This window comes from Zobellella iuensis (assembly GCF_016746085.1).
GTDB lineage: Bacteria > Pseudomonadota > Gammaproteobacteria > Enterobacterales > Aeromonadaceae > Oceanimonas > Oceanimonas iuensis.
In genome coordinates, this window is the sequence record NZ_JAERTZ010000025.1 from 633768 (window position 1) to 652843 (window position 19076).

The 19076-nt window shown below is 59.5% G+C and carries 22 protein-coding genes; 4 read left to right on the forward strand and 18 right to left on the reverse strand.

Translation table 11 applies throughout. The annotated features are described in order from the left end of the window. Positions 1–20: 20 nt before the first annotated feature. The 5 genes from fliS to JKV55_RS13900 all read right to left on the reverse strand — a co-directional run bounded on the left by fliS (position 21) and on the right by JKV55_RS13900 (position 3492). Complete coding sequence (gene fliS / locus JKV55_RS13880) at positions 21–407, reverse strand: flagellar export chaperone FliS (protein WP_202086752.1); 387 nt, start codon at positions 405–407, stop codon at positions 21–23. Between the two features lie 9 nt (positions 408–416). After that, a complete protein-coding gene (locus JKV55_RS13885; RefSeq protein WP_202086754.1) occupies positions 417–713 on the reverse strand; it encodes a hypothetical protein in 297 nt (98 codons plus the stop codon). Continuing rightward, positions 710–2095 carry a flagellar filament capping protein FliD gene (gene fliD / locus JKV55_RS13890; protein WP_202086762.1) on the reverse strand — a complete coding sequence of 462 codons (1386 nt, stop codon included), beginning with the start codon at positions 2093–2095 and terminating at the stop codon, positions 710–712. The genes JKV55_RS13885 and fliD overlap by 4 nt, the downstream gene beginning before the upstream one ends. 11 nt (positions 2096–2106) lie before the next feature. Further along, positions 2107–2517 carry a flagellar protein FlaG gene (locus tag JKV55_RS13895; protein ID WP_202086769.1) on the reverse strand — a complete coding sequence of 137 codons (411 nt, stop codon included), beginning with the start codon at positions 2515–2517 and terminating at the stop codon, positions 2107–2109. A gap of 153 nt (positions 2518–2670) precedes the next feature. Continuing rightward, positions 2671–3492, reverse strand: a complete 822-nt coding sequence (locus JKV55_RS13900) for a flagellin N-terminal helical domain-containing protein (RefSeq protein ID WP_202086771.1) — start codon at positions 3490–3492, stop codon at positions 2671–2673. A gap of 240 nt (positions 3493–3732) precedes the next feature. Here JKV55_RS13900 and JKV55_RS13905 point away from each other — a divergent pair, with 240 nt between their 5' ends. Then, positions 3733–3912: a transposase gene (locus JKV55_RS13905; RefSeq protein WP_202086773.1), complete on the forward strand. Its 180-nt coding sequence runs from the start codon at positions 3733–3735 to the stop codon at positions 3910–3912. A gap of 82 nt (positions 3913–3994) precedes the next feature. Here JKV55_RS13905 and flgL read toward each other — a convergent pair whose 3' ends face one another. From flgL to JKV55_RS13970, 13 genes are all read right to left on the reverse strand, one after another. Beyond that, positions 3995–5224, reverse strand: a complete 1230-nt coding sequence (flgL, locus tag JKV55_RS13910; protein WP_202086775.1) for a flagellar hook-associated protein FlgL — start codon at positions 5222–5224, stop codon at positions 3995–3997. A gap of 9 nt (positions 5225–5233) precedes the next feature. Further along, positions 5234–7180, reverse strand: a complete 1947-nt coding sequence (flgK, locus tag JKV55_RS13915; protein ID WP_202086783.1) for a flagellar hook-associated protein FlgK — start codon at positions 7178–7180, stop codon at positions 5234–5236. Positions 7181–7189: 9 nt separating this feature from the next. Beyond that, positions 7190–8173, reverse strand: coding sequence for a flagellar assembly peptidoglycan hydrolase FlgJ (gene flgJ / locus JKV55_RS13920; RefSeq protein ID WP_202086790.1), 984 nt, complete (start codon positions 8171–8173; stop codon positions 7190–7192). A gap of 388 nt (positions 8174–8561) precedes the next feature. Beyond that, positions 8562–9665 carry a flagellar basal body P-ring protein FlgI gene (locus JKV55_RS13925; RefSeq protein WP_202086791.1) on the reverse strand — a complete coding sequence of 368 codons (1104 nt, stop codon included), beginning with the start codon at positions 9663–9665 and terminating at the stop codon, positions 8562–8564. 160 nt (positions 9666–9825) lie between these two features. Continuing rightward, positions 9826–10500, reverse strand: coding sequence for a flagellar basal body L-ring protein FlgH (gene flgH, locus JKV55_RS13930; RefSeq protein WP_202086793.1), 675 nt, complete (start codon positions 10498–10500; stop codon positions 9826–9828). Between the two features lie 14 nt (positions 10501–10514). Next, on the reverse strand, positions 10515–11303 hold the full coding sequence (gene flgG, locus JKV55_RS13935; RefSeq protein ID WP_202086795.1) for a flagellar basal-body rod protein FlgG: 789 nt from the start codon (positions 11301–11303) through the stop codon (positions 10515–10517). 11 nt (positions 11304–11314) lie between these two features. Then, on the reverse strand, positions 11315–12061 hold the full coding sequence (flgF, locus tag JKV55_RS13940) for a flagellar basal-body rod protein FlgF (protein WP_202086797.1): 747 nt from the start codon (positions 12059–12061) through the stop codon (positions 11315–11317). A 566-nt stretch (positions 12062–12627) separates the two neighbouring features. After that, on the reverse strand, positions 12628–13884 hold the full coding sequence (gene flgE / locus JKV55_RS13945) for a flagellar hook protein FlgE (protein ID WP_202086799.1): 1257 nt from the start codon (positions 13882–13884) through the stop codon (positions 12628–12630). Between the two features lie 11 nt (positions 13885–13895). Further along, positions 13896–14594, reverse strand: coding sequence for a flagellar hook assembly protein FlgD (locus tag JKV55_RS13950; RefSeq protein ID WP_202086801.1), 699 nt, complete (start codon positions 14592–14594; stop codon positions 13896–13898). A 6-nt stretch (positions 14595–14600) separates the two neighbouring features. Then, the gene (gene flgC, locus JKV55_RS13955; protein ID WP_202086803.1) at positions 14601–15020 is read right to left on the reverse strand and encodes a flagellar basal body rod protein FlgC; all 420 of its coding nucleotides are present in this window, start codon (positions 15018–15020) and stop codon (positions 14601–14603) included. Continuing rightward, entirely contained in the window at positions 15017–15418 is a 402-nt protein-coding gene (gene flgB, locus JKV55_RS13960; RefSeq protein ID WP_202086805.1) for a flagellar basal body rod protein FlgB, read from the reverse strand. The genes flgC and flgB overlap by 4 nt, the downstream gene beginning before the upstream one ends. A gap of 63 nt (positions 15419–15481) precedes the next feature. Next, complete coding sequence (locus JKV55_RS13965; RefSeq protein WP_202086807.1) at positions 15482–16303, reverse strand: CheR family methyltransferase; 822 nt, start codon at positions 16301–16303, stop codon at positions 15482–15484. Positions 16304–16322: 19 nt separating this feature from the next. Beyond that, complete coding sequence (locus JKV55_RS13970; protein WP_202086809.1) at positions 16323–17237, reverse strand: chemotaxis protein CheV; 915 nt, start codon at positions 17235–17237, stop codon at positions 16323–16325. Between the two features lie 176 nt (positions 17238–17413). Between JKV55_RS13970 and flgA the strand changes: the two genes are divergently transcribed. From flgA to flgN, 3 genes are all read left to right on the forward strand, one after another. Then, positions 17414–18112 carry a flagellar basal body P-ring formation chaperone FlgA gene (flgA, locus tag JKV55_RS13975; RefSeq protein WP_202086811.1) on the forward strand — a complete coding sequence of 233 codons (699 nt, stop codon included), beginning with the start codon at positions 17414–17416 and terminating at the stop codon, positions 18110–18112. A gap of 71 nt (positions 18113–18183) precedes the next feature. Then, the gene (gene flgM, locus JKV55_RS13980; RefSeq protein ID WP_202086818.1) at positions 18184–18507 is read left to right on the forward strand and encodes a flagellar biosynthesis anti-sigma factor FlgM; all 324 of its coding nucleotides are present in this window, start codon (positions 18184–18186) and stop codon (positions 18505–18507) included. After that, positions 18504–18917: a flagellar protein FlgN gene (gene flgN, locus JKV55_RS13985; protein WP_202086820.1), complete on the forward strand. Its 414-nt coding sequence runs from the start codon at positions 18504–18506 to the stop codon at positions 18915–18917. Before flgM ends, flgN begins: the two co-directional genes overlap by 4 nt. Positions 18918–19076: the final 159 nt, after the last annotated feature.

A 19076-nucleotide genomic window follows, 5' to 3' on the forward strand; every position in this document is an offset into this window, starting at 1 on the left:
GCTTTAATTGCTCTAAACCGTTAAGACTGAAATTCTACTGGAATGGCATCCCAGCTGTCTTTTATCTCGCGGAGCAGACCGCTGACTACCTCGAGTCGTTCAATATCGTTTTCGCTATTGGCCTTTACAAGTTCGTTCATCATAAACTCATACAATCCTTCCAGATTATCGGCGATTTCCCCACCCGCCTCATGATCGAGTGCCAGACGCAGTTCGGCCAGTATCATCAGGGTGGTACTCAGCAGCTCACCACGCTCGGTAAAGTTTTCCTGCTCTATGGCGACTCGTGCCTTGGCCAGACGTTCCAGGGCGCCTGCCAACAGCATTTTTACTACCTGGTAAGGGGTGGCGATGGTTTTCTGACTATCCAGGGCCACGGATTTATAGGCTTTCAATGAGCCACGCATACATTACTCCTAACTATCTTTTACGTCTTTATAGGCCTGCACGGAACGCCGACCCTTATGTAGTATTTTCAGCTGGTCAGCCAGTTGCTGCCGTAGCTGCTCCGCCGCGTCTTTGAGCTGCCGCGAGCGGGCAATCAGCGCGGTTGACTCGGCACTGCCCAACCGGCCATCGTTAATCACTTGCTGTAGCAACTCGGCCCTAAGCGCCAACTGTTGCTCCAGATACCCTTCATCCACCCCATCGACTTTCGCCAGCTCGGTAAACAACCTCTCGTCCAGCTCCGCCAATGCCTGGGCCGCGCTCACTGGTTACCCCCCATGGAGGGCATGCTGGCAAAGGCCGCCATCATCGAGTTCAGTTGCTGGTTCATCTGGGCCACCATCATATCCATGGCGGAAAACTGTTTGTACACCCGCAACTCAAAACTAGCCATATATTCTTCAAACCGGTCGGCGTCCTGCTCCACCCGTCTCATCTGTTTATTCAGCGATTCATCTTTTTGGGTCAGAATGCCGTCCTTGCCAATAAAGCTTTCAATCAGGCTGCTGAGTTTGTTGCCAACGCCGTTTTCCGAAGCGAAAAGGGCCCCGACCTTTTCAAAGTTATCGCTAACCTGTTTTTTCAATAAGGTGTCATTCAGCTCTATGGTACCGTCCTGCTTGGTTTTAATGCCCAGTGCGGTCAGGCTGTTCAGCGGTTCGAGCGCTCCCTCCACCGGCTCACTGAGCAAGCTGCGGATTTTTGAGCTCAGGGAACGAGTCGTGCTGTCGCCATTCAAGGGGCCCGCCTTTTCGTTCTCCGCATCGTATCGGCTAAGCTGATTAATAATACCGATGACCTTGTTGTAAGATTTAACAAAGTCCTTCAGGTTGGTTTCCACCGCGTCCTTATCATGACCTATAGTCAGGGTGGTGGTCGGTTTGCTGCCACCGGGATCGTTTAGCGCTGTTAAATTCAGCGTGACATCGGCAATGGCGTTTTTGATTTCATTGGACTGGCTGGTGACGATGGCGCCATCGATGGAGACTCTGCCGTTTTGAGCAGCCTGGATCTGGTAGGTTTCCCCCAGGCTGGAGAGGCTGTTGCCGTCTTCACCATCATTATTACTGCTGGCAGTCACGGATATCTGGTTATCGGTGCCGGTTTTATCGGCGAAATACACCAGGCGCGAGCCATTATCATCGGTGATTACGGTAGCCCGTACGCCTTTATTGTCTTCCGCGTTATTGATGGCGGTCGCCACATCGGCCAGCGAGCTTTTATCTTGGTCGATATTGACGGAAAAGGACTCACTGCCTACCTGCAGGGTTAAACTGCCCGAGCCCAGGGCTTTGTCTGGCGCCACCGCAGCCGAGCCCAGCTTATGGGCCTGGGCCAGTTGCATCACCTGTATGCTGTAGCTGCCCGCCACGGCATTTTTACCCGTTTGTGCGGTGATGAAATCCGGCTCACTCAGGGTAACGGAGCGTTTTTGAAACGCATTCGCTTCACTCAGCTTCTTAAGCGCACTATTAAACTCCGCCAGGGCGCTTTTAATGGAGCCATAGGATGAAAGCTGCACGTCGATGGCATCGGCACGACGTGCCAGCTGTTGATCCTTGGCGGCGCGCTCGCCGGCCACGGTGGCGTCCACAAAGGTCTGAACCGGAAAGCCCGAACCCACGCCGGGTAATTTTAAACCAGACACTATGCTGCCTCCTATGCCTTGGTATCGAGCAAACCCCGGCTGGCTTCCGTTAGCCGGGTAATCACATCGAGCAATTCCTCGGTCGGGATCTGACGCACCACGTCGCCGGTGTCGCTGTCCAGCACGGTCACCACCTGGCGGCCCGAGTTTTCATCCACACGGAACTGGAGCCCGCGGTTAAAGGTGCCAATAAAGGACTCCATCTGCCCGGCCATCTCTTCCAACTGCTCGATGGAAAAGGCCGTTGCATCCTGGGCGATGCCCGGTGTCGGCTGTGTGGCGGCTGTCTTGTCCATGGCCTGCACCGCCTGGGCGGTTTGCGTGGCTTCGCTACCCGTCGGCCGGGCTACCACAGATGACGGCCTGGTCATCAGCTCGGATACTGAGACGGGAGCCTTGGGCGATAAGGGAGGAGTATTCATGCCGGTATCCTCAAGCAGTAGCCATACAGATGAACAAATAAAAACGCTGTTTAGCTTAATGATCCAGCGGCTATATGCAAGCAACCTTAAGCTAAACAGCGAACAGACCGGGGCTGGCCCCGGTCAACCAATTAAGGGTGTTACCCCTCTTATTTAGCCCAACAGGGACAGGGCCGCCTGGGGAATTTGCTTGGCCTGGGCCAGAATGGAGGTACCGGCCTGCTGCAGTATCTGCTGCTTGGTCAGGTTAACGGTTTCCTGGGCGAAGTCCACATCCTTGATACGGCTCATACCCGCTGCGGTGTTTTCACGAATGTTGGCCAAGTTGTTGATGGTGCTGTCCATGCGGTTCTGGAAGGAACCCAAGGTAGCGCGTTCTGTATCAACTTTTGCAATCGCTGCATCAATCCTTGAAATGGCTGTTTTTACGGCGTCATACGACGCAACAGATAACCCCGTGAAAACACCTAAAGCAGTGGCTCGAAGATCTGCGATGCTTAGCGTAACGCCATCACCGGAGTTTGCACCTATCTGAAACATTTTACCGTTAAAGCTTCCTTTAAGAAGCGTGCCACCACCAAACTTGGTTCTGTCCGTAATACTACCCAGCTCTTTTACCAGCTCATCAATCTCCGTTTTGATCGCCGTTCTGTCTGCGGTGCTGTTGGTATCGTTACCGGCCTGAACCGCCAGATCCCGCATCCGTTGCAGGATATTGGTGGACTCATCCAGCGCGCCTTCGGCGGTTTTCGCCAGGGAGATGCCGTCGTTGGCATTCTTGATGGCCACGCCCAGGCCACGCACCTGGGAGTTCAGCCGGTTGGAGATCTGCAGGCCGGCGGCGTCGTCCTTGGCGGAGTTGATGCGGCTGCCGGTGGACAGCCGCTCCATGGAGGTGGCAAGGGCCATGGAAGACTTGTTCAGGTTGCGCTGGGCACCCATGGCAGTGACGTTGGTGTTGACGGTAATCGACATAGTGAATTCTCCGTTGAGGTCGTTCCGGCGCCATGCCGGTGGTGCTTTGTATTCTTTGTTCTTACCAAGGTTATCGGCGGGGTTGGCGGCAACTTTAAGCGATTTTTATCAATTTTTTCGGCCGCCACGGCGCCAACCCGGTTACAGATGAGTATCGGCGGGGGCGCCAAGAGCTTTAGCAAAAAATCGTGGGCGAACAGGGCGTCGAGATGAAAGAGCACGGGCTGGGGCGGTCTCGCCTTGCCAATCCAGATCGTGCCACTGCCCACCTACGCCTCCTGGCTCAACCCCATCGAAAAGCTGTGGCGCAAACTGCGCCAGGAGTTAACCCATCCCCATCCTTGGGGCCGCTTCCTTGAGCAGTTCGCCAGCGACTCGGTGGAGCTCCTGCGCTACGTCGGTCTATGGATACCCGATTAATATGTTAAAGATCATTAGTGGACCAATCCGGGCTGCGGCGTTGGAGGTTGGTCGAATAAATTCTACCCTACACGTCCTCAGGTCAGATATAGTTGAACAAGCTCATGCTCTGCACCTTGCCGAACATGCTCTGGGTGGCCTGCAGCGCCACCATGGTCTGGCTGAATTCGCCGGTGGCCTTGGCGTAGTCCAGATCCTCCATGCCGCCACGCAGTTTTTCCAGGGTCAGCGTCATCTCTGCGTGGAACTCCATCTGGTTGTCCAGCCGCTGCATGCGGTTGCCGGTGTCGGCCCGCACCCGGGTAAAATGACCGGCCATGGCGTCCAGTTCACTTAGAATATCCCCCAGCTCACCTTGGCCACTGGCATTATGGCCATCGGTTTCCAGCCAGGCTTTGGCGCGGTTTAAAATATCGAATACGCCGAGCTCATCCTGGCCAGAGCCGTCGCGCACCGCGGACGACAGGGTAATCTCGTCGCCGGCGGCAGCCTGGCCCTTGATGGTGATTTCCACACCGTCCACCGTCACCGGGCTGCCGGGCTGGTACAAGAGAGGGCCGGTCTCGCCGCCGTCCTTGTCGGTGATGGTCAGCTCCAGATCGCCGTCGGCGTTTTCGGCAAAGCTCAGGTTATAGGGGTGGGCATCGGTAAAGGCGGCCTTGTCCTGGATATGCGCCCGCTCCACCCGCAGGGAGTTGCCACTTTCGCTGCTGGCCAGGTTGTAGCGCACGGTAAAGTCGCCGCGGGGGTTGGGCACGCCGCCAAATACCAATTCACCGTCATGGTTCAAACCGACTTTAACCCTATGGCCTATGGCCATCTCCCGCTGGCCGCTGTCGCCGGAATACACCACGGAGCCGTCGGGCTGGCGGGTAAAGGGGGAACTATCGGTCTGGAAGCCGCCAAAAATATACTGGCCGAACTCATCCTGGGTGTTGGCCAAATCCAGCATTTCATCGATACGGCTCTGCAGCTCGGCTTTATAGGCATCCCGCTCATGCTGGGTAATGGTGCCGCTGTTGGCCCCCAGCATGATCTCTTTTACCTGCATGGCAATATTTTCTGCTGTGGTCAGGCCGCTTTCTTCCCGGCGCAGCCGGTTTTCGGCCAGCTTGATATTGTTCTGGTACTGGTCGAGCGTGCGCAGCTCCTGCTTGTAGTTGAGGATGCCGTTGGCCGACACCGGATCGTCGCTGGCGTAATGCACCCGCTTGCCGGACGACATCTGCGCCAGTTGTTGGTTGGCCTCGAAGGTGCGGCCACTGATATTGTTCAGGTTGCGCTGGATAAATTGAAAGCTGGATACCCGCATCACGGCTCCTTAGCGTATTTGCAGTAAGGTGTTCATGGTTTCGGAGGCCACCGACACCACCCGGGCGGCCGCCATATAGGACTGCTGAAAACGCAGCAGGTTGGCGGCCTCTTCGTCCAGGTTCACTCCCGAAACGGACAGCATGCGATCGTAAGACTGCTCATAGGCCGAGCCCGCCGCCAGCGCCTTCACCTTCTGGTTATAGGTCATGCTGCCGATGGCTACCGTGCTCTGGTTGAGGCTGTCGGTTACCGTGGACTTGCCGTTGTTGAGCCACTTCTTGTTCTGCAGCCCGGCAAAGGCCAGGGCATTGGCGTTGTTGCCCGAGCCCGCCGCCTGGCGGATCTGGAACTGGTCGAACAGTTTGGGCTCGCCGTTCAGGCTGATGATGATGTCTCCGAAAACGATATTGCCATCGGCGTCGGGCGTAACCGGGTACTCCACGTCATTGCTGTCGACCAGCTGGTATGCCAGGCCACCGGCGCCGTCATCCCCCACCCTCAGGCGCAACGGATAATCGCCGGCCGCTACCACGGGGGCACCGTCGGTGATGCTAACGCCGGGTTTGGCGGTGCCGGTGTTGTCGCCGTTGGGCACCACCATCAGGCTGCCGGAGGCGGCAAGCTGATCGCCGGTGTTCAGGTTTACCCTGAAATCGCTGGCCCCCTGCCGGCTGGGCCTGACTTGCATTTCGTCACCGGTGTTGGGCGGCTCGCTCAGGGTGAGGGTAAAGCCCAGGCCCGGCGGGGTAATTTTCACGCTGGTGCCGGCGCCCGCCACCACGTCGGCGGCGGCCACGGTATACTGCTTGCCGTTCGCCACGTCGGTAAAGAGGTAGTCGCCGTTGGCCTGGTATTTCAGCTGATATTCCCCGCCGGTAAGGGCGCCGGTATCGGTGATTTCCACCGCCCCCTTCACCTCGGTATTGGTGGTGTAAAAGCGGCGGGCCTGGGCGGCGGGGTCGTTGATATCGTTGAACAGATCCAGGCCGGGGTTGCCATTCAAATCCACCCCCTGGCGCTGTATGTCGTTGAAGGCGTCGGCAATAGCCAGGGCCACCTTGCCCATCTCGCTCAGGGTCGGGCCCAATACCTTGTCCCGGTAGCTGAACAGGGCGCCCATTTCCCCGCCAAGCTCCCCCCCCTTGATGCGGGTGGCAAAATCGGGCTGTTTGGGGTTAACCAGATACAGCTCGGTCTGTTGCGGGTCCGGCGAGCCGGCCCTGGCCTGCAGGCTGAAGGCCTGGTTGCCCGCCACCAGCGGCTCGCGCCCGCCCAGCATCACCGAGATCATGCCCTTGCTGTCTGTTACCGTGCTTATCTGCACTTCCTTGCCCAGCGCCTGGATGAGCCTGTCCCGCTGATCCATCAGATCGTTGGGCGTGCCGTTCTGGCCGGCATTGAGGATCTGCTGGTTCAGCTCGGCAATGCCCGCCGCCAGGGAGCTGATATGCCCTGCCCGGGAGCCGATGTCCCGGTTCTTGATGTTCATTTCCTGATCCAGGGCGCTGTAAAACTCGTTGAAGTGGCTGACCAGATCGGTGGCATTGGCCAGCATCAGTTCCCTGTTGCCCAGGTTGCCGGGGTTGTCCACCATGGCGTTGATGGCACCGTACAGGTCGTCCAGGCTGGAGGCGATGCCCGCATTGGCGTTGGTCATGGTCTTGTCGAGGTAGCTCAGGTGATTGTAAAGCGCCTCGGCCCCGGCCTTTTCAGTCCCGTTGGCCAACACATCCCGAAAAGCATATTCCTGGTACATCCGGGTCACGTCGGTCACCCGGGTGCCGGTGCCGTAAAACTGGCCGCCGGAAAACAGGCTCATGGTGGTCATCTGCTCCGCCCGCTGGCGGCTGAAGCCCTCGGTATTCACGTTGGCGATGTTATGACCGGTGGTGGCCAGCTGCGCCTGGGCCGCCAGCAGGCCGCTTACTCCGGTTTGAAAGATGTCAACGGGCATGATGCATCCTTATGCTTGTGATACCAGTCGGGTCACGGTATTGAAAATCGACGTCAATTTATCGGCGTATTTGGGATCGGTGGCATAACCGGCCTGTTGCAGCGCCTGGAAATACTGCCGGGGCGAGCCGGTTTGCTGCAATGCCTTGCCGTAACGGGGGTTGTCGTGCAGAAACTGCACATAGTCGTTAAAGCTGTCGTTGAAAGAGCCGTAAGACCGGAATGGCGCCTGCACCTTCACCGCTACCCCTTGCTCATACTCCAGGGTGTTGACCCAGGTTTTTTCCGCTCGCCAACTCTTATCGGCCTTGATGCCGAAAAGATTATGGCTGGAGTCGCCATTTTTTCGGCCGATGATCTTCTTGCCCCAGCCGGTTTCCAGCGCCGCCTGGGCCAGCATCGCCTCGGGCGGCAGCCCCAGCCGTTTGCCGGCCTCGGTGGCGGCGGGCAGCAGCCGGCGAACAAAGTCTTCCGGTGAGCGGAATGGCTGGCTGGCGCTGTGGGTAACCTCGGCCGGCTGCACCGCGGGAGCGGCATCGGCCCGCAGCGGCGGCCTGGCCGGCTCGTCGGCAGCATCACCAGGCTCCGCCTTGGGCGGGCGCACCACCTTGCCGGAGACCCGGCGCACCTCGCTCAGGTCGAAATGGCGGGCCTGGGGCGCACCGCTGGCTTCATCGCCGCCACCCAGCTGTTTCACCACCAGATCCGCCAGGCCCAGGCTGCCCTGCCGGCTCAGTTCGGCGGACATCTGCTGGTCGTGCATGTCCCGGTAGAACTCGGTGTAACGGCTGTTCATGGGGCTGTCGGCTTCAAAGGCCTTGTTCGCCTCGCGCATCGACTTGAACAGCTGCTGGGTAAAGAGGCTCTCGAACTGGCGCGCGGCCTGGTCCAGGGCATTTCCCCTGTCGTCCTCGAACGACTGCCGGCGCAGTTGGTCGAGGCCTTGGAGATCGTTGGCCAGCAGGCTGTTGTTGAAGGTGTCGATGGGTTTCATACCTTTCAATCCGTTCGTTTGGTTTGGTGAGACCAGGGGCTTTTTGGTCCAATAAATTGGACCCTACGGCCAGCCACGGGCAGTCCCTTCGTAGGGTCGATTTCAATCGACCGACTCCTTTTTGGTCCAATAAATTGGACCCTACGGGCCAGTCGCGGGCAGTCCCACTGTGATTCCGTCACTCCCGCGGTTAACCCGTCACTCCCGCGAAGGCGGGAGTCCATGGTTTTCACCGACGCCCCTCGCCGGGCCCGGCGCCGTCCGCCCTGGATGCCCGCCTGCGCGGGCATGACGATATATTGCGCGGGCATGCCTTGCCGTAGGGTCGATTTCAATCGACCGACTCCTTTTTGGTCCAATAAATTGGACCCTACGTACGGGCTTACAGCTAGATAATCACCAGCTCGCCCTGGATGGCGCCGGCCTGGCGCAGGGCCTCAAGTATGGCCACCAGATCGCCGGGGGCCACGCCCACCTGGTTCACCGCCCGCACCAGGTCGTCCAGGGTGGTGCCGGTATCCAGCTTGAACATGCGGCCGTCCTGCTGCTCCACATTGATGCTGGAGTTGGGCACCACCACCGTCTCGCCGCCGGCCAGCGGATTGGGCTGGGACACCTGCATATTCTCGGAAATGGTGATGATCAGCCCCCCGTGGGTAATGGCCGCCGGCTTCAGTTGCACCTGCTGGCCGATCACCACGGTGCCGGTGCGGGAGTTGATGATGATCTTGGCGGCCTCGTCGGCCACGTCCACGGTCAGGTTTTCCAGGGTCGACAAATAGCTCACCCGCTGGCCCGGATCCCGGGGGGCGTACACCTGCACCGAGGTGGCGTCCAGGGCCTGGGCGCTGTTGGGGCCCACCAGATCGTTGATGGTCTCGGCCATGCGCTTGGCTGTGGTAAAATCGGGCCGGTGCAGGTTAAAGGTGATGGTGTCGCCCCGGGCAAAGGAGCTGGGCACCTCCCGCTCCACCATGGCGCCACCGGGAATACGCCCTACGGTCGGGGTATTGATCATGATGGAGGAGCCGTCGGCGCCCTCCACGCCCAGGCCACCCACCACCAGGCTGCCCTGGGCCAGGGCGTACACCCGGCCGTCCACCCCCTTGAGGAAGGTCTGCAGCAGGGTGCCGCCGCGCAGGCTCTTGGCCTCGCCGATGGCGGACACGGTAATGTCGATGGTCTGGCCCGGCTTGGCGAAGGGCGGCAGCTCGGCGTGCACCGCCACCGCCGCCACGTCGTTCATCTTGGGCCGCAGGTTGTCGGGCACCGTAATGCCGAAGTTGTTGAGCATGGTGCGAAAGGTCTGGGCGGCGAAGGCGTTGTTGCGCTCCCCTGTGCCGGGCAGGCCCACTACCAGGCCGTAGCCCACCAACTGGTTGGCCCGCACCCCCGCCACCGAGCTGATGTCCTTGATACGCGCCGCCTGGGCCGGCAGCAGCACGGCCGGCAACAGCAGCAGACTCATCAACAAAGCGGTAAATGGTTTCATCAATTCACTCCCTCAAAGGGCATAAGTACTGTTGGGCGTATCCATTCGGTCCGGTGGTCGAATAAATTCGACCCTACAGCCCCGACCCGCAAGCACGGTATTTTTCTTCAAGCTTCAAGCTTCAAGCTTCAAGCTTCAAGCTTTCAGCTTCCAGCCGCTGTTAAAACGGAAACCAGGGGCTGTTAAAGAACTGGGCCAGCCAGCCACGGGTCTGGGTATTGGCAAAGTCGCCGGTGCCGCCGTAATAAATGCGGGCGTCGGCCACCCGGGTCGATTCCACCCGGTTGTCGGAGCCGATATCCTGGGGCCGGATAATGCCGGTGATGCGCACGTATTCCTCACCGGTATTCAGCATCAGCCACTTTTCCCCCTGCACCGCCAAGTTGCCGTTGGCCAGCACCTGCGCCACGCTCACGGTAATGCTGCCCTGCAGGCTGTTGCTCTGGTTGGTGTTGGCCTGGCCACCGAAGTCGTTGCCGCTCGACATTTCCGCCTCTATCGGATAACCGCCGATGCTTACCGGGCGCCCGCCCAGGCTGAGCGGATTGATACTGACGCTGGAGTCCTTGGCCTGCTGGGTGGTGGCCCGCTTCTGGGCCCGGGTCGACTCGGCCAGATCGATGGTGATGATATCGCCAACCCGGTGGGCCTTGATGTCGGAATAGAGGTTGTTGGCGTAGTAGTCCTGAAAAATAGCTCCGTTCGGCTCCAGCACGGCCTGCTGGGCGCTGGGGATCACCGGTGCATAGGCCGGATCATCGGGCCTGGGGGTATAAGGGGTGGACACACATCCCGCCAACAACAGGCTTGCCAGGGCGGCCAGAGCTAAACGCATCACCAATTCCTCATTTACAGCTGCTGGTTCACGTAGGCCAGCATCTGGTCTACGGTGGAGATCACCTTGGAATTCATCTCGTACACCCGCTGGGCCTGGATCAGGTTGACCAGCTCTTCGGTCACGTTGACGTTGGAGGTTTCCAGCATGCCCTGCTTGAGGGTACCCAAGCCGTCGGCACCGGCAATGCCCTGCAGCGGCGCGCCGCTGGACTGGGTTTCCAGATAGAGGTTTTCCCCCTTGGGCTGCAGGCCGGCCGGGTTGACGAAGTCGGTCACTATGATCTGGCCGATCACCTGGGCTTCGGCCTGGCCGGCAATTTGTACCGACACCTCGCCGTTGGTGGCCACGCTGATGCTTTGGGCGTTTTCCGGGATCTGCATTTCCGGCTGCAGCGGATAGCCGTTGCCGGGGGTCACTATCACCCCTTCGTCGTTCAGGGCAAACTGGCCATTGCGGGTGTAGCCGACGTTGCCGTCGGGCAGCTGCACCTCGAAGAAGCCGCGCCCGTCGAGCATGATATCCAGCGCATTGTCGGTGGTTTGCACGCTGCCCTGGGTAAAGGTCTTCTGGGTGGCCACCACCTTGGAGCCGGCGCCGAGCATCAGGCCGGAAGGCAGGTCGGTGTCGGCGGTGGCGCGGCCGCCGGGCTGGTGGATATTCTGGTACAGCAAATCCTCGAAGATGGCCCGCCCTTTCTTGAACCCCACGGTGCTGGCGTTGGCCAGGTTGTTGGAGGTAACGGAAATATTGGTCTGCTGGGCGTCGAGGCCGGTTTTGCTAATCCACAGTGCGGGGTTCATTTTGCTCTCCTTTAACCGATGCGCAGCAGCTGGGCATGGGCTTTATCGTTCTCTTCGGCGTGATTCATCATCTTGAGCTGGGTCTCGAAGCGCCGCTGTAAGTCGATTAAATGGGTCATCTCGGCAATGGGGTTGACGTTGCTGCCTTCCAGGGCGCCGGCGATCAGCTCTACCTGGGCGGAGGCCGGCTCCGCCGCGCCGTCCTTGCGGCGGAACAGGCCATCCGGCCCCTTTTCGATATCCGCATGGTCCGGCAACACGGTTTTAATCCGCTGCAGCTCTTCACCACCGTTGGCCGGCTCGCCTTGCAGCCGGGCAAAGAGGGTGCCGTCCTTGTTGATCTCGAGCTTTTCCAGCGGCAACGGCAGGAAGATGGGCGCGCCGTCGTCGTCGAGCACATTAAGCCCGGTGTTGGTCTGCAGCAGGCCTTCCGGCGACAGCCGCAGGCTGCCGTTGCGGGTATAGGCCTCGGAGCCGTCCTTCGATTCAACCGCCAACCATCCGTCGCCGGCAATGGCCACGTCAAGTTCCCGACCCGTGGTCTGAATGGGGCCGGCGGCAAAATCTTGCCCCGGCCTTTCCGCCATGGCAAACACCCGGGTCGGCAAGCCCTCGCCAAAGGCCTGCATGGATCGGGCCTGCTCCAGATCCGCCCGAAAGCCGGTGGTATTGGCATTGGCCAGGTTGTTGGCGCGCAGGGCCACGCTGTGCATGTTTTCCTTGGCGCCCGACATGGCGATATAAAGCAGATGATCCATTTCAGCTCCGTTCGTTGCTTGAGCGGGTAATGGCGATATAGATGCAAAAAAAATGCCAGCTGGAAGCTGGAAGCTGGAAGCTGGAAGCTGGAAGGATGGAGTGCGACGAGGGAAAACCAACACTCCACAGCCCTACTTTCGCCAGAAACCCTCCCTTCAACGCCGCTGTTCGATAGCCGTCATCTCCACCCCCTATGCTGTCATCCCTGCCCCCTATGCCGTCATCCCCGCTCCCTATGCTGTCATCCCCGCCCCCTATACTGTCATTCCCGCGAAGGCGGGGATCCAGAACGCCAACGCCACATCGGCGCCCAACACCTGGACTCCCGCCTACGCGGGAGTGACGGGAAAGGGCTCGGGAGTGACGGGAAAGGGCACAGGAGTGACGGGAAAGGGCACGGGAGTGACGGGAAAGGGCGCGGGAGTGACGGGAAAGGCCGCAGGTGTGACGGGAAAGAGAGCGGGAGTGACCACAGGATAATACCAAGGTTTGTCAATGGGTTAAGAAGGAAAACCCCGACGCCTTGCGGCCCCGGGGTTTTCTTCCAGCGTCCGGCTTCGCGCTGTTACCGTATTTGCAGTATGGTCTGTTGCAGGGTGCTGTTCACTTCCAGCGCCCGGGAGTTGGCCTGGAAGTTGCGCTGGGCGGTGATCAGGTCCACCAGCTCGTTGGTCAGGTTGGTGTTGGACTGCTCCAGGGAGGCGGCCGACACCGAGCCGAATACCCCGGTATTCGGCTGGCCGGCCAGCGCTTCACCCGACAGCATGGACTCCCGCCACTGGGTATCGCCAATCTGGGTCAGGCCCTGCTCGTTCGAAAAGCGGGCCAGGGCGACTATCCCCAGGTTTTGGGTGGTGCCGTTGCTGAAGGTGGCCCGCACCAGGCCGTCGGTGCCCACATCCACCTTGGTCAGGCGGCCCACGGTAGAGCCGTTTTGCTCCATGGACGAGACTTCAAACGAAGAGGCGAACAGGGTCACTTCGCCCAGCCGTATATTGACCTGCTGCCCGGGGTTGGAGCCGTTGTTCAGGAACGCGAAGGCCTCGGTCTGCTTTTCTGCATTCGAGGTCAGGGCGCCATTGTCGTCAAAAACCAGCGCCAGTGGCGCGTCGAAAACATTATTGCCATCCACATAGGCATGCATTTCCCATTCGTTGTCGGTACCCGCATTGGTATCGGCCACGCTCTTCTTCACGAAATACTGGGTCAGGGTATGGGCTTCCCCCAGGGAGTCGTAGATCACCGTCGAGGTGGACGAGCTGTAGGTGTTGGAGTCTTGGGGATCGAAGGCCGCCGTGATCACCGCCGAGCCTGCGGGCAGGTTGACGCTTAAGTCGACATTGCTGGTCGCCGTCGGGTTGCCCACCTTGGCCGGAATACGCAGCGGCTGGGTGGCCGCCAGGGACAGACCGGTAGGGGTGCCGTCGGTGTTGGCCGCGAAAGACTGCAGGAAATGGCCCTGGGAATTGACCACATAGCCCTGGTCGTTCAGGCGAAAGGCGCCGGCCCGGCTAAAACTGCGATCGAGGGAGCCCTGCTCGTTGGACATCACAAAGAAACCGCTGCCGTTGATGGCCATGTCCAGCGAGTTATTGGTGAACTGCAGCGCGCCCTGGTGGAACTGCTGCGCCACGGCGGCGGTTTTGACCCCGCTGCCGGTCTGGGTCTTGCCGTTGGCAAAGATCGAGTTGGCATAGACGTCGGCAAATTCGGCGCGGGATTCCTTGAAGCCGATGGTATTGACGTTGGCGATATTGTTGGCGGTTACATCCAGGTCTTTTTGCGCAGCATTAACGCCGCTCAGGGCAATATTAAAAGACATTTCATTTCTCCTTACGCAGCTTTACGGCTGGCAATTTCCAAAACCTGATTCAGTGGCAAGCCACCCAGTCCCGACAGGTTGACCAGGGTCGGGCTGGTTGCGCTGCCCAGGGTCACGCTGTCCACCTTGGCAAACGCCAGGGCATTGAGCTCTTCGCGTTGACTGCCGACGAGCCCGCTCACCTTTATCCGATAACGACCGGTCGCGGCCGGCTGGCCATGGTTGTCCAGCCCGTCCCAGCTAAAGGGCACGTTGCCCTTTTGAGCCCCTTCCAGGCTGATATCCCGGATGAGCTGGCCTTTTTCGTCTTCGATACGGATGCGCACGTTTTGGGCCCCCTCCCCGACGACGGCGATGCCATCAACGGGTTCGGTGTTGTCCCAATAGGCCAGATCACTGGGTACCAGCACCTTCTGCCCCACCAGGCTGGAGGCCTGCAACGCCTGGTTGGAGGTCATCACCTCGGTCAACCCCGCCAGTTGCACGCTCATGTTGTTGATGCCGTCGGCGGTGGAGAAGGACGTCATCTGCGAAATCATCTGGGAGTTGTCGGCCGGCTTGAAGGGGTCCTGATAGGCCAGCTGCTGGGTCAAGAGGGCGAAAAAGTCCTCCTGCTCCAGCTTGGCCCGGCTGTTGTCGGCCGCCTTTTCCGCCGGGCTCTTGTCACCCGGCCATTTCAGCCCATCCAGATAGTCGTTATTGACCTGCATGACGGATTACCCCTTGCCCAGGCGCAGGGTCTGCTGCAGCATCTGCTTGGCGGCATCCGCCACCTGCACATTGGTCTGGTAGTTGCGCGAGGCGCTCAGCATATCGGTCATTTCTTCGACCACGTTGACATTCGGCTTGTAGATAAAGCCGTCCTGATCCGCCATGGGATGATCGGGCCTGAACTCTTTCTGCAGCGGTTTGTTGGTTTCCACTATGCCCAAAACCTTGACGCCGACGCTTTCCTGACGGTCCGACAGGGCCCGGTCCAGATCGGCGGCAAACACCGGCTTACGGGCACGATAGGTTTCATTGATGCTGGAGCTGACGCTGTCGGCGTTGGCCAGGTTACTGGCGGTGGTGTTCAGGCGGACCGACTGGGCGCTCATCGCGCTTCCGGATATATCAAATACCTTAAACAGGCTCACATTGAGTCTCCTTTTATCGCCTTGAGCAATCCGTTGATCTTGCCGTTGAGAAATTCCAGGGAGGCCTGGTATTGCAGGGCATTCTCCATATAGCTGTTGCGTTCGGCCTGCACGTCCACGGTATTGCCGTCCCCGGTGTCCGGTTGGGTGGGCACGCGATACTGCACCGTGCCCGGGGGAGCCAGTTCAACGGCAAAATGTTGCAGGTGAGTGCGGTTCAGCGAAAAATTCTGATTGTTCTGGGCCTGGCTGAGCGCCGCCTGAAAGTCCATATCCCTGGCTTTATAGCCGGGGGTGTCGGCATTGGCCAGATTGCCGGCCAACAGCTCGGCCCGGCCGGAACGGGCAACCAGGGCGTGCTGGTGAACACCAAACGCCTTGTCGAAAGATATCGCCACTGGGCACCTCCTGCTGCATGGTTCGCTTAATAAGCCAAACAAAATGCAAGAGATGTGCCAGCGCTATTTGAGGCGGTAAATAATTCCGGGGCTACAGCGGATCATCTCGAACTTGTCGGACAGCCCGGTCAACGACTCGGAGGCGCCCAACAGCAGGTAGCCGCCCGGATTGAGGGCGCCGGCGAACTGGTTCAGGATCTTGGACTTGTTCTCTGGCGAGAAATAAATCAATACGTTACGGCAGAAAATCAGGTCAAACTTGCCCAGCACGGCGTAGCTGTCGAGCAGGTTGAAGGAGCGGAAATTGACCATGTTGCGCACCTTGGGCTGCAACTGCATCTTGCCGTCGGCCAGGGGGGAAAAAAACTGGCTGCGCCGCTCGGGTGACAGCCCCCGCGCCAGCGACAGGCTGTCGTAAATCCCTTGCTTGCACAGCTCCAGCATGTTGCTGGAGATGTCGGTGGCAAGAATTTGCAGCCCCGGCAACGACCCCGGCCGCCGGGCCTGGTACTCCAGCGCCGTCATGGCGATGGAATAGGGCTCCTGCCCGGAAGAGCAGGCGGCGGACCAGATTTTCAGGCTCTTGCCCGGCTTGGCAATGTCGGGAAACAGCCTGTCGCTGAGCAGGGTAAAGGGGTAGACGTCGCGGAACCACAGGGTTTCGTTGGTGGTCATGGCATCGACCACCGCCGTTTTCAGCTCCCGCTCCCGCACCGACATGGCCCGACCGAGCAATTCGCCGAGCGACTCTATCTGGAAACGGGCCAGCAGCGGAGAAAGCCGGCTCTTCACCAGATATTGCTTGCTGTCGCCCAGCACTATGCCGGTGTGGGACTCAAGAAATTGACAGAATGTACGGTATTGCTCGTCGGTGAAAGTTTTCATCCGTAGAATTCACGCCTCTTCACAGAGCACTTTTAACGGCAGAAGCCAGCTCGTCGGGATGGAACTTGGCGATAAAATTGTTGGCCCCCACTTTTTCCACCAGGGCCTTGTTGAACACGCCGCTCAGGGAAGTATGCAGTATCACATGCAGATCCTTGAGCTTGGGATCGTTGCGGATCTCGGCGGTCAGGGTATAGCCGTCCATCTCCGGCATTTCCACGTCGGAGATCACCATGGCCAATTGTTCGGTAATGGGGCCGCTCATCGCCATTTCCCTGAGCTTGTTCAGGGCCAGCTTGCCGTTTTCGGTGACGATGCATTCCAGCCCCAGGGTATCCAGCGCCTTCTGGATCTGGCGGCGGGCCACGGAGGAATCGTCGGCGATCAGTATCGGCTTGTGATGGCCGGCGTCGAGGTGGGATACCTGTTCGATGATGGCGGAGTTCACCTTGGTGCTGACCGGCGAGATTTCATCCAGAATTTTTTCCACGTCCAGGATTTCCACCAGTTCGCCGTCGATCTCGGTCACCGCCGTCATGTAGTTGAACCGGCCCGCGCCCTTGGGCGGCGGCAGAATGGATTCCCAGTTAACGTTGATGATACGCTCTACCGAGTTGACCAGGAAGCCCTGCACCGATCGGTTGTATTCGGAGATAATGGCGAAGCAGTTCTGGGTTTGCTCGGTGGGCCGCCCCCCCATCGCCTTGCTGAGGTCGATGATGGAGATGGTCTGGCCACGGATACTGGCCACCCCCTTGATCACCGGGTGACGCTGGGGCAAGGCGGTCAGTGCGGGGCATTGCAGCACTTCCTTGACCTTGAACACATTGATGCCAAATCTTTGACGTCCGTTCAGCTTGAACAGCAGCAGCTCCAGCCGGTTCTGGCCGACGAGTTGCGTTCTTTGGTTTACCGAATCGAGTATCCCCGCCATTCCAGTCTCTCCATTTATACCATGGCATGTTTTATGCTTGTATTTATGCTGCGTTAGCTTAACACCCGCCTGGGGTAAGCGCCACCTGTGGCCAGCTTACGTTCTTTATCGGCGATGAGGTAGTAATGCTTAAGATAATTTTTCCGCTCTTAGAAGCCTGGTCACAGATAAAGGCGATGTTCAGGAGCCCGCTCCCGGCCGGGCTCGGAGTGGCGTTGCTGGCCTTCCCCCTGGTGCCGGCTCAGGCCCAATGGTCGGTTCACGACGGCGTGCGCCAGTATGCGGAAGACTATGTCCGCGATCTCGTCCCCTTGCAGGACGGCGATCGGCTGGAAGTCAGCGCCGCCAGTGTCGATACCCGGCTGCCCTTGACCGAGTGCCTGGGCAAGCTGACCGCCGATATCCGCGGCGCCGGCGATATTCGTCGCAATACCCACGTCTATCTGCAATGTCACGAGCAACCCGGCTGGGAATTGTTTGTGCCGGTGCGGGTCAGAATTCTGAAACCCGTGGTCATTGCCGCCGATCCCATCGCCAGGAATACCCTGTTGCAGGCCCAGCACCTGACCCTGGACTATCAGGATGAAGTCTTGCTGCGGGGCGATGTGTTCAGCAACCCCGGCGAACTGATCGGCACCCGCAACAAGCGGGATCTGCGGCCGGGGCAGCCCATCCGCAGCAACCAGTTGTGCGTGGTGTGCAAGGGCGACAAGGTGACCATATTGGCCCAGTCGGGCGGCCTGATGATCAAGACCGAAGGCCTGGCCCAGGAAGACGGCTCCTTCAATGACAGCGTCCGGATCCGCAATATCAACTCCGGCCGGGAAATCACCGCCCGGGTCACGGCCTCGGGGCAGGTTCAGGTCCGGTTGTAATTTTTGCTAAAGTTATTGCTGGCAAGGCCGATACCCGGGCTAAGCAGCAGCAACTTCAGGATGTCAGCATCATGGCTATAGATAAAATCCCCCCCGGCCTCGCCAACAGCCCCGCGCTGGCGGGCAACGGCAAATACAAGGGCCCGGCTCAGGGTAGCGAGGCCAAATCCGCAAGCTCGCCCGTTACGAGCCAGGATTCGGTCAGCCTCACTCCCGAAGCCCAGCGCCTCAGCCAGGTTCAGCAGTCCCTGGCCAGCGCCCCCGCGCCGGACAACAGTGCCCGGCTGGAGGCCCTGAAAAAAGCCATCAACGAGGGCAGTTACCAGGTTGACAGCGAGCGGCTGGCGGCCAATATTTCCCGCTTCGAACAGGATATAGAGACGCTCTATCCATGACCCTTGATGCGCTGCTGACCCATCAAAAATCGCAACTCGAGCTCCTGCTGGACATCACCGGCCAGGAGCTCGATCTTATTGTCCGGCGCAAGGCGCTGGAGCTGCCGCCCCTGACCGAGCGCAAGCAATCTCTGCTGCTCGAGATCCAGGCCACCGATGCCCAGCTGGCCGGCCACGCCGACAGCGCCTTGCTGCGCAGCCACCACGGTGAACAGGTGGCCGAGCTGCGGGCACTGCTGCAGCGCTGCCAGGAGCAAAACCTGGTGGCCGAGCAGGTGCTGGAACAGTCCCTGGCCGGTATCCGCCAGCTGGCCAATATCCTGAGCCGGCTGCATGAACGGCAGAGCATGACCTACGATCAAAAAGGCCATACCAAAGGCATCAACAAGGGTACCGGCTTCAAGGTGTGAACTGCGCGGACGGGATTTTCCCCCGCCGGCAAGATTGGACAATAGCCCTTATCCCGTAGATACTCTGTTTAAAATCAAGATTTCATGTGCTCTTCACTGAACAGCAAAGCGGAATCGAACGCCGTTTCAGTCTGCATGCAGGCCCATAGTCCGGTGAGG

Excerpts from the sequence above, each read along its gene's own strand:
- JKV55_RS13950 (WP_202086801.1), bottom strand. The coding sequence starts at position 14,594 with ATGCAGGTCAATAACGACTATCTGGATGGGCTGAAATGGCCGGGTGAC.
- JKV55_RS13925 (WP_202086791.1), bottom strand. The coding sequence starts at position 9,665 with ATGAAACCATTTACCGCTTTGTTGATGAGTCTGCTGCTGTTGCCGGCC.
- JKV55_RS13895 (WP_202086769.1), bottom strand. The coding sequence starts at position 2,517 with ATGAATACTCCTCCCTTATCGCCCAAGGCTCCCGTCTCAGTATCCGAG.
- JKV55_RS13965 (WP_202086807.1), bottom strand. The coding sequence starts at position 16,303 with ATGAAAACTTTCACCGACGAGCAATACCGTACATTCTGTCAATTTCTT.
- flgM (WP_202086818.1), top strand. The coding sequence starts at position 18,184 with ATGGCTATAGATAAAATCCCCCCCGGCCTCGCCAACAGCCCCGCGCTG.
- JKV55_RS13900 (WP_202086771.1), bottom strand. The coding sequence starts at position 3,492 with ATGTCGATTACCGTCAACACCAACGTCACTGCCATGGGTGCCCAGCGC.
- JKV55_RS13970 (WP_202086809.1), bottom strand. The coding sequence starts at position 17,237 with ATGGCGGGGATACTCGATTCGGTAAACCAAAGAACGCAACTCGTCGGC.
- flgJ (WP_202086790.1), bottom strand. The coding sequence starts at position 8,173 with ATGAAACCCATCGACACCTTCAACAACAGCCTGCTGGCCAACGATCTC.
- flgF (WP_202086797.1), bottom strand. The coding sequence starts at position 12,061 with ATGGATCATCTGCTTTATATCGCCATGTCGGGCGCCAAGGAAAACATG.
- flgH (WP_202086793.1), bottom strand. The coding sequence starts at position 10,500 with ATGCGTTTAGCTCTGGCCGCCCTGGCAAGCCTGTTGTTGGCGGGATGT.
- fliS (WP_202086752.1), bottom strand. The coding sequence starts at position 407 with ATGCGTGGCTCATTGAAAGCCTATAAATCCGTGGCCCTGGATAGTCAG.
- flgN (WP_202086820.1), top strand. The coding sequence starts at position 18,504 with ATGACCCTTGATGCGCTGCTGACCCATCAAAAATCGCAACTCGAGCTC.
- flgL (WP_202086775.1), bottom strand. The coding sequence starts at position 5,224 with ATGCGGGTATCCAGCTTTCAATTTATCCAGCGCAACCTGAACAATATC.
- flgA (WP_202086811.1), top strand. The coding sequence starts at position 17,414 with ATGTTCAGGAGCCCGCTCCCGGCCGGGCTCGGAGTGGCGTTGCTGGCC.
- flgK (WP_202086783.1), bottom strand. The coding sequence starts at position 7,180 with ATGCCCGTTGACATCTTTCAAACCGGAGTAAGCGGCCTGCTGGCGGCC.
- flgE (WP_202086799.1), bottom strand. The coding sequence starts at position 13,884 with ATGTCTTTTAATATTGCCCTGAGCGGCGTTAATGCTGCGCAAAAAGAC.
- flgG (WP_202086795.1), bottom strand. The coding sequence starts at position 11,303 with ATGAACCCCGCACTGTGGATTAGCAAAACCGGCCTCGACGCCCAGCAG.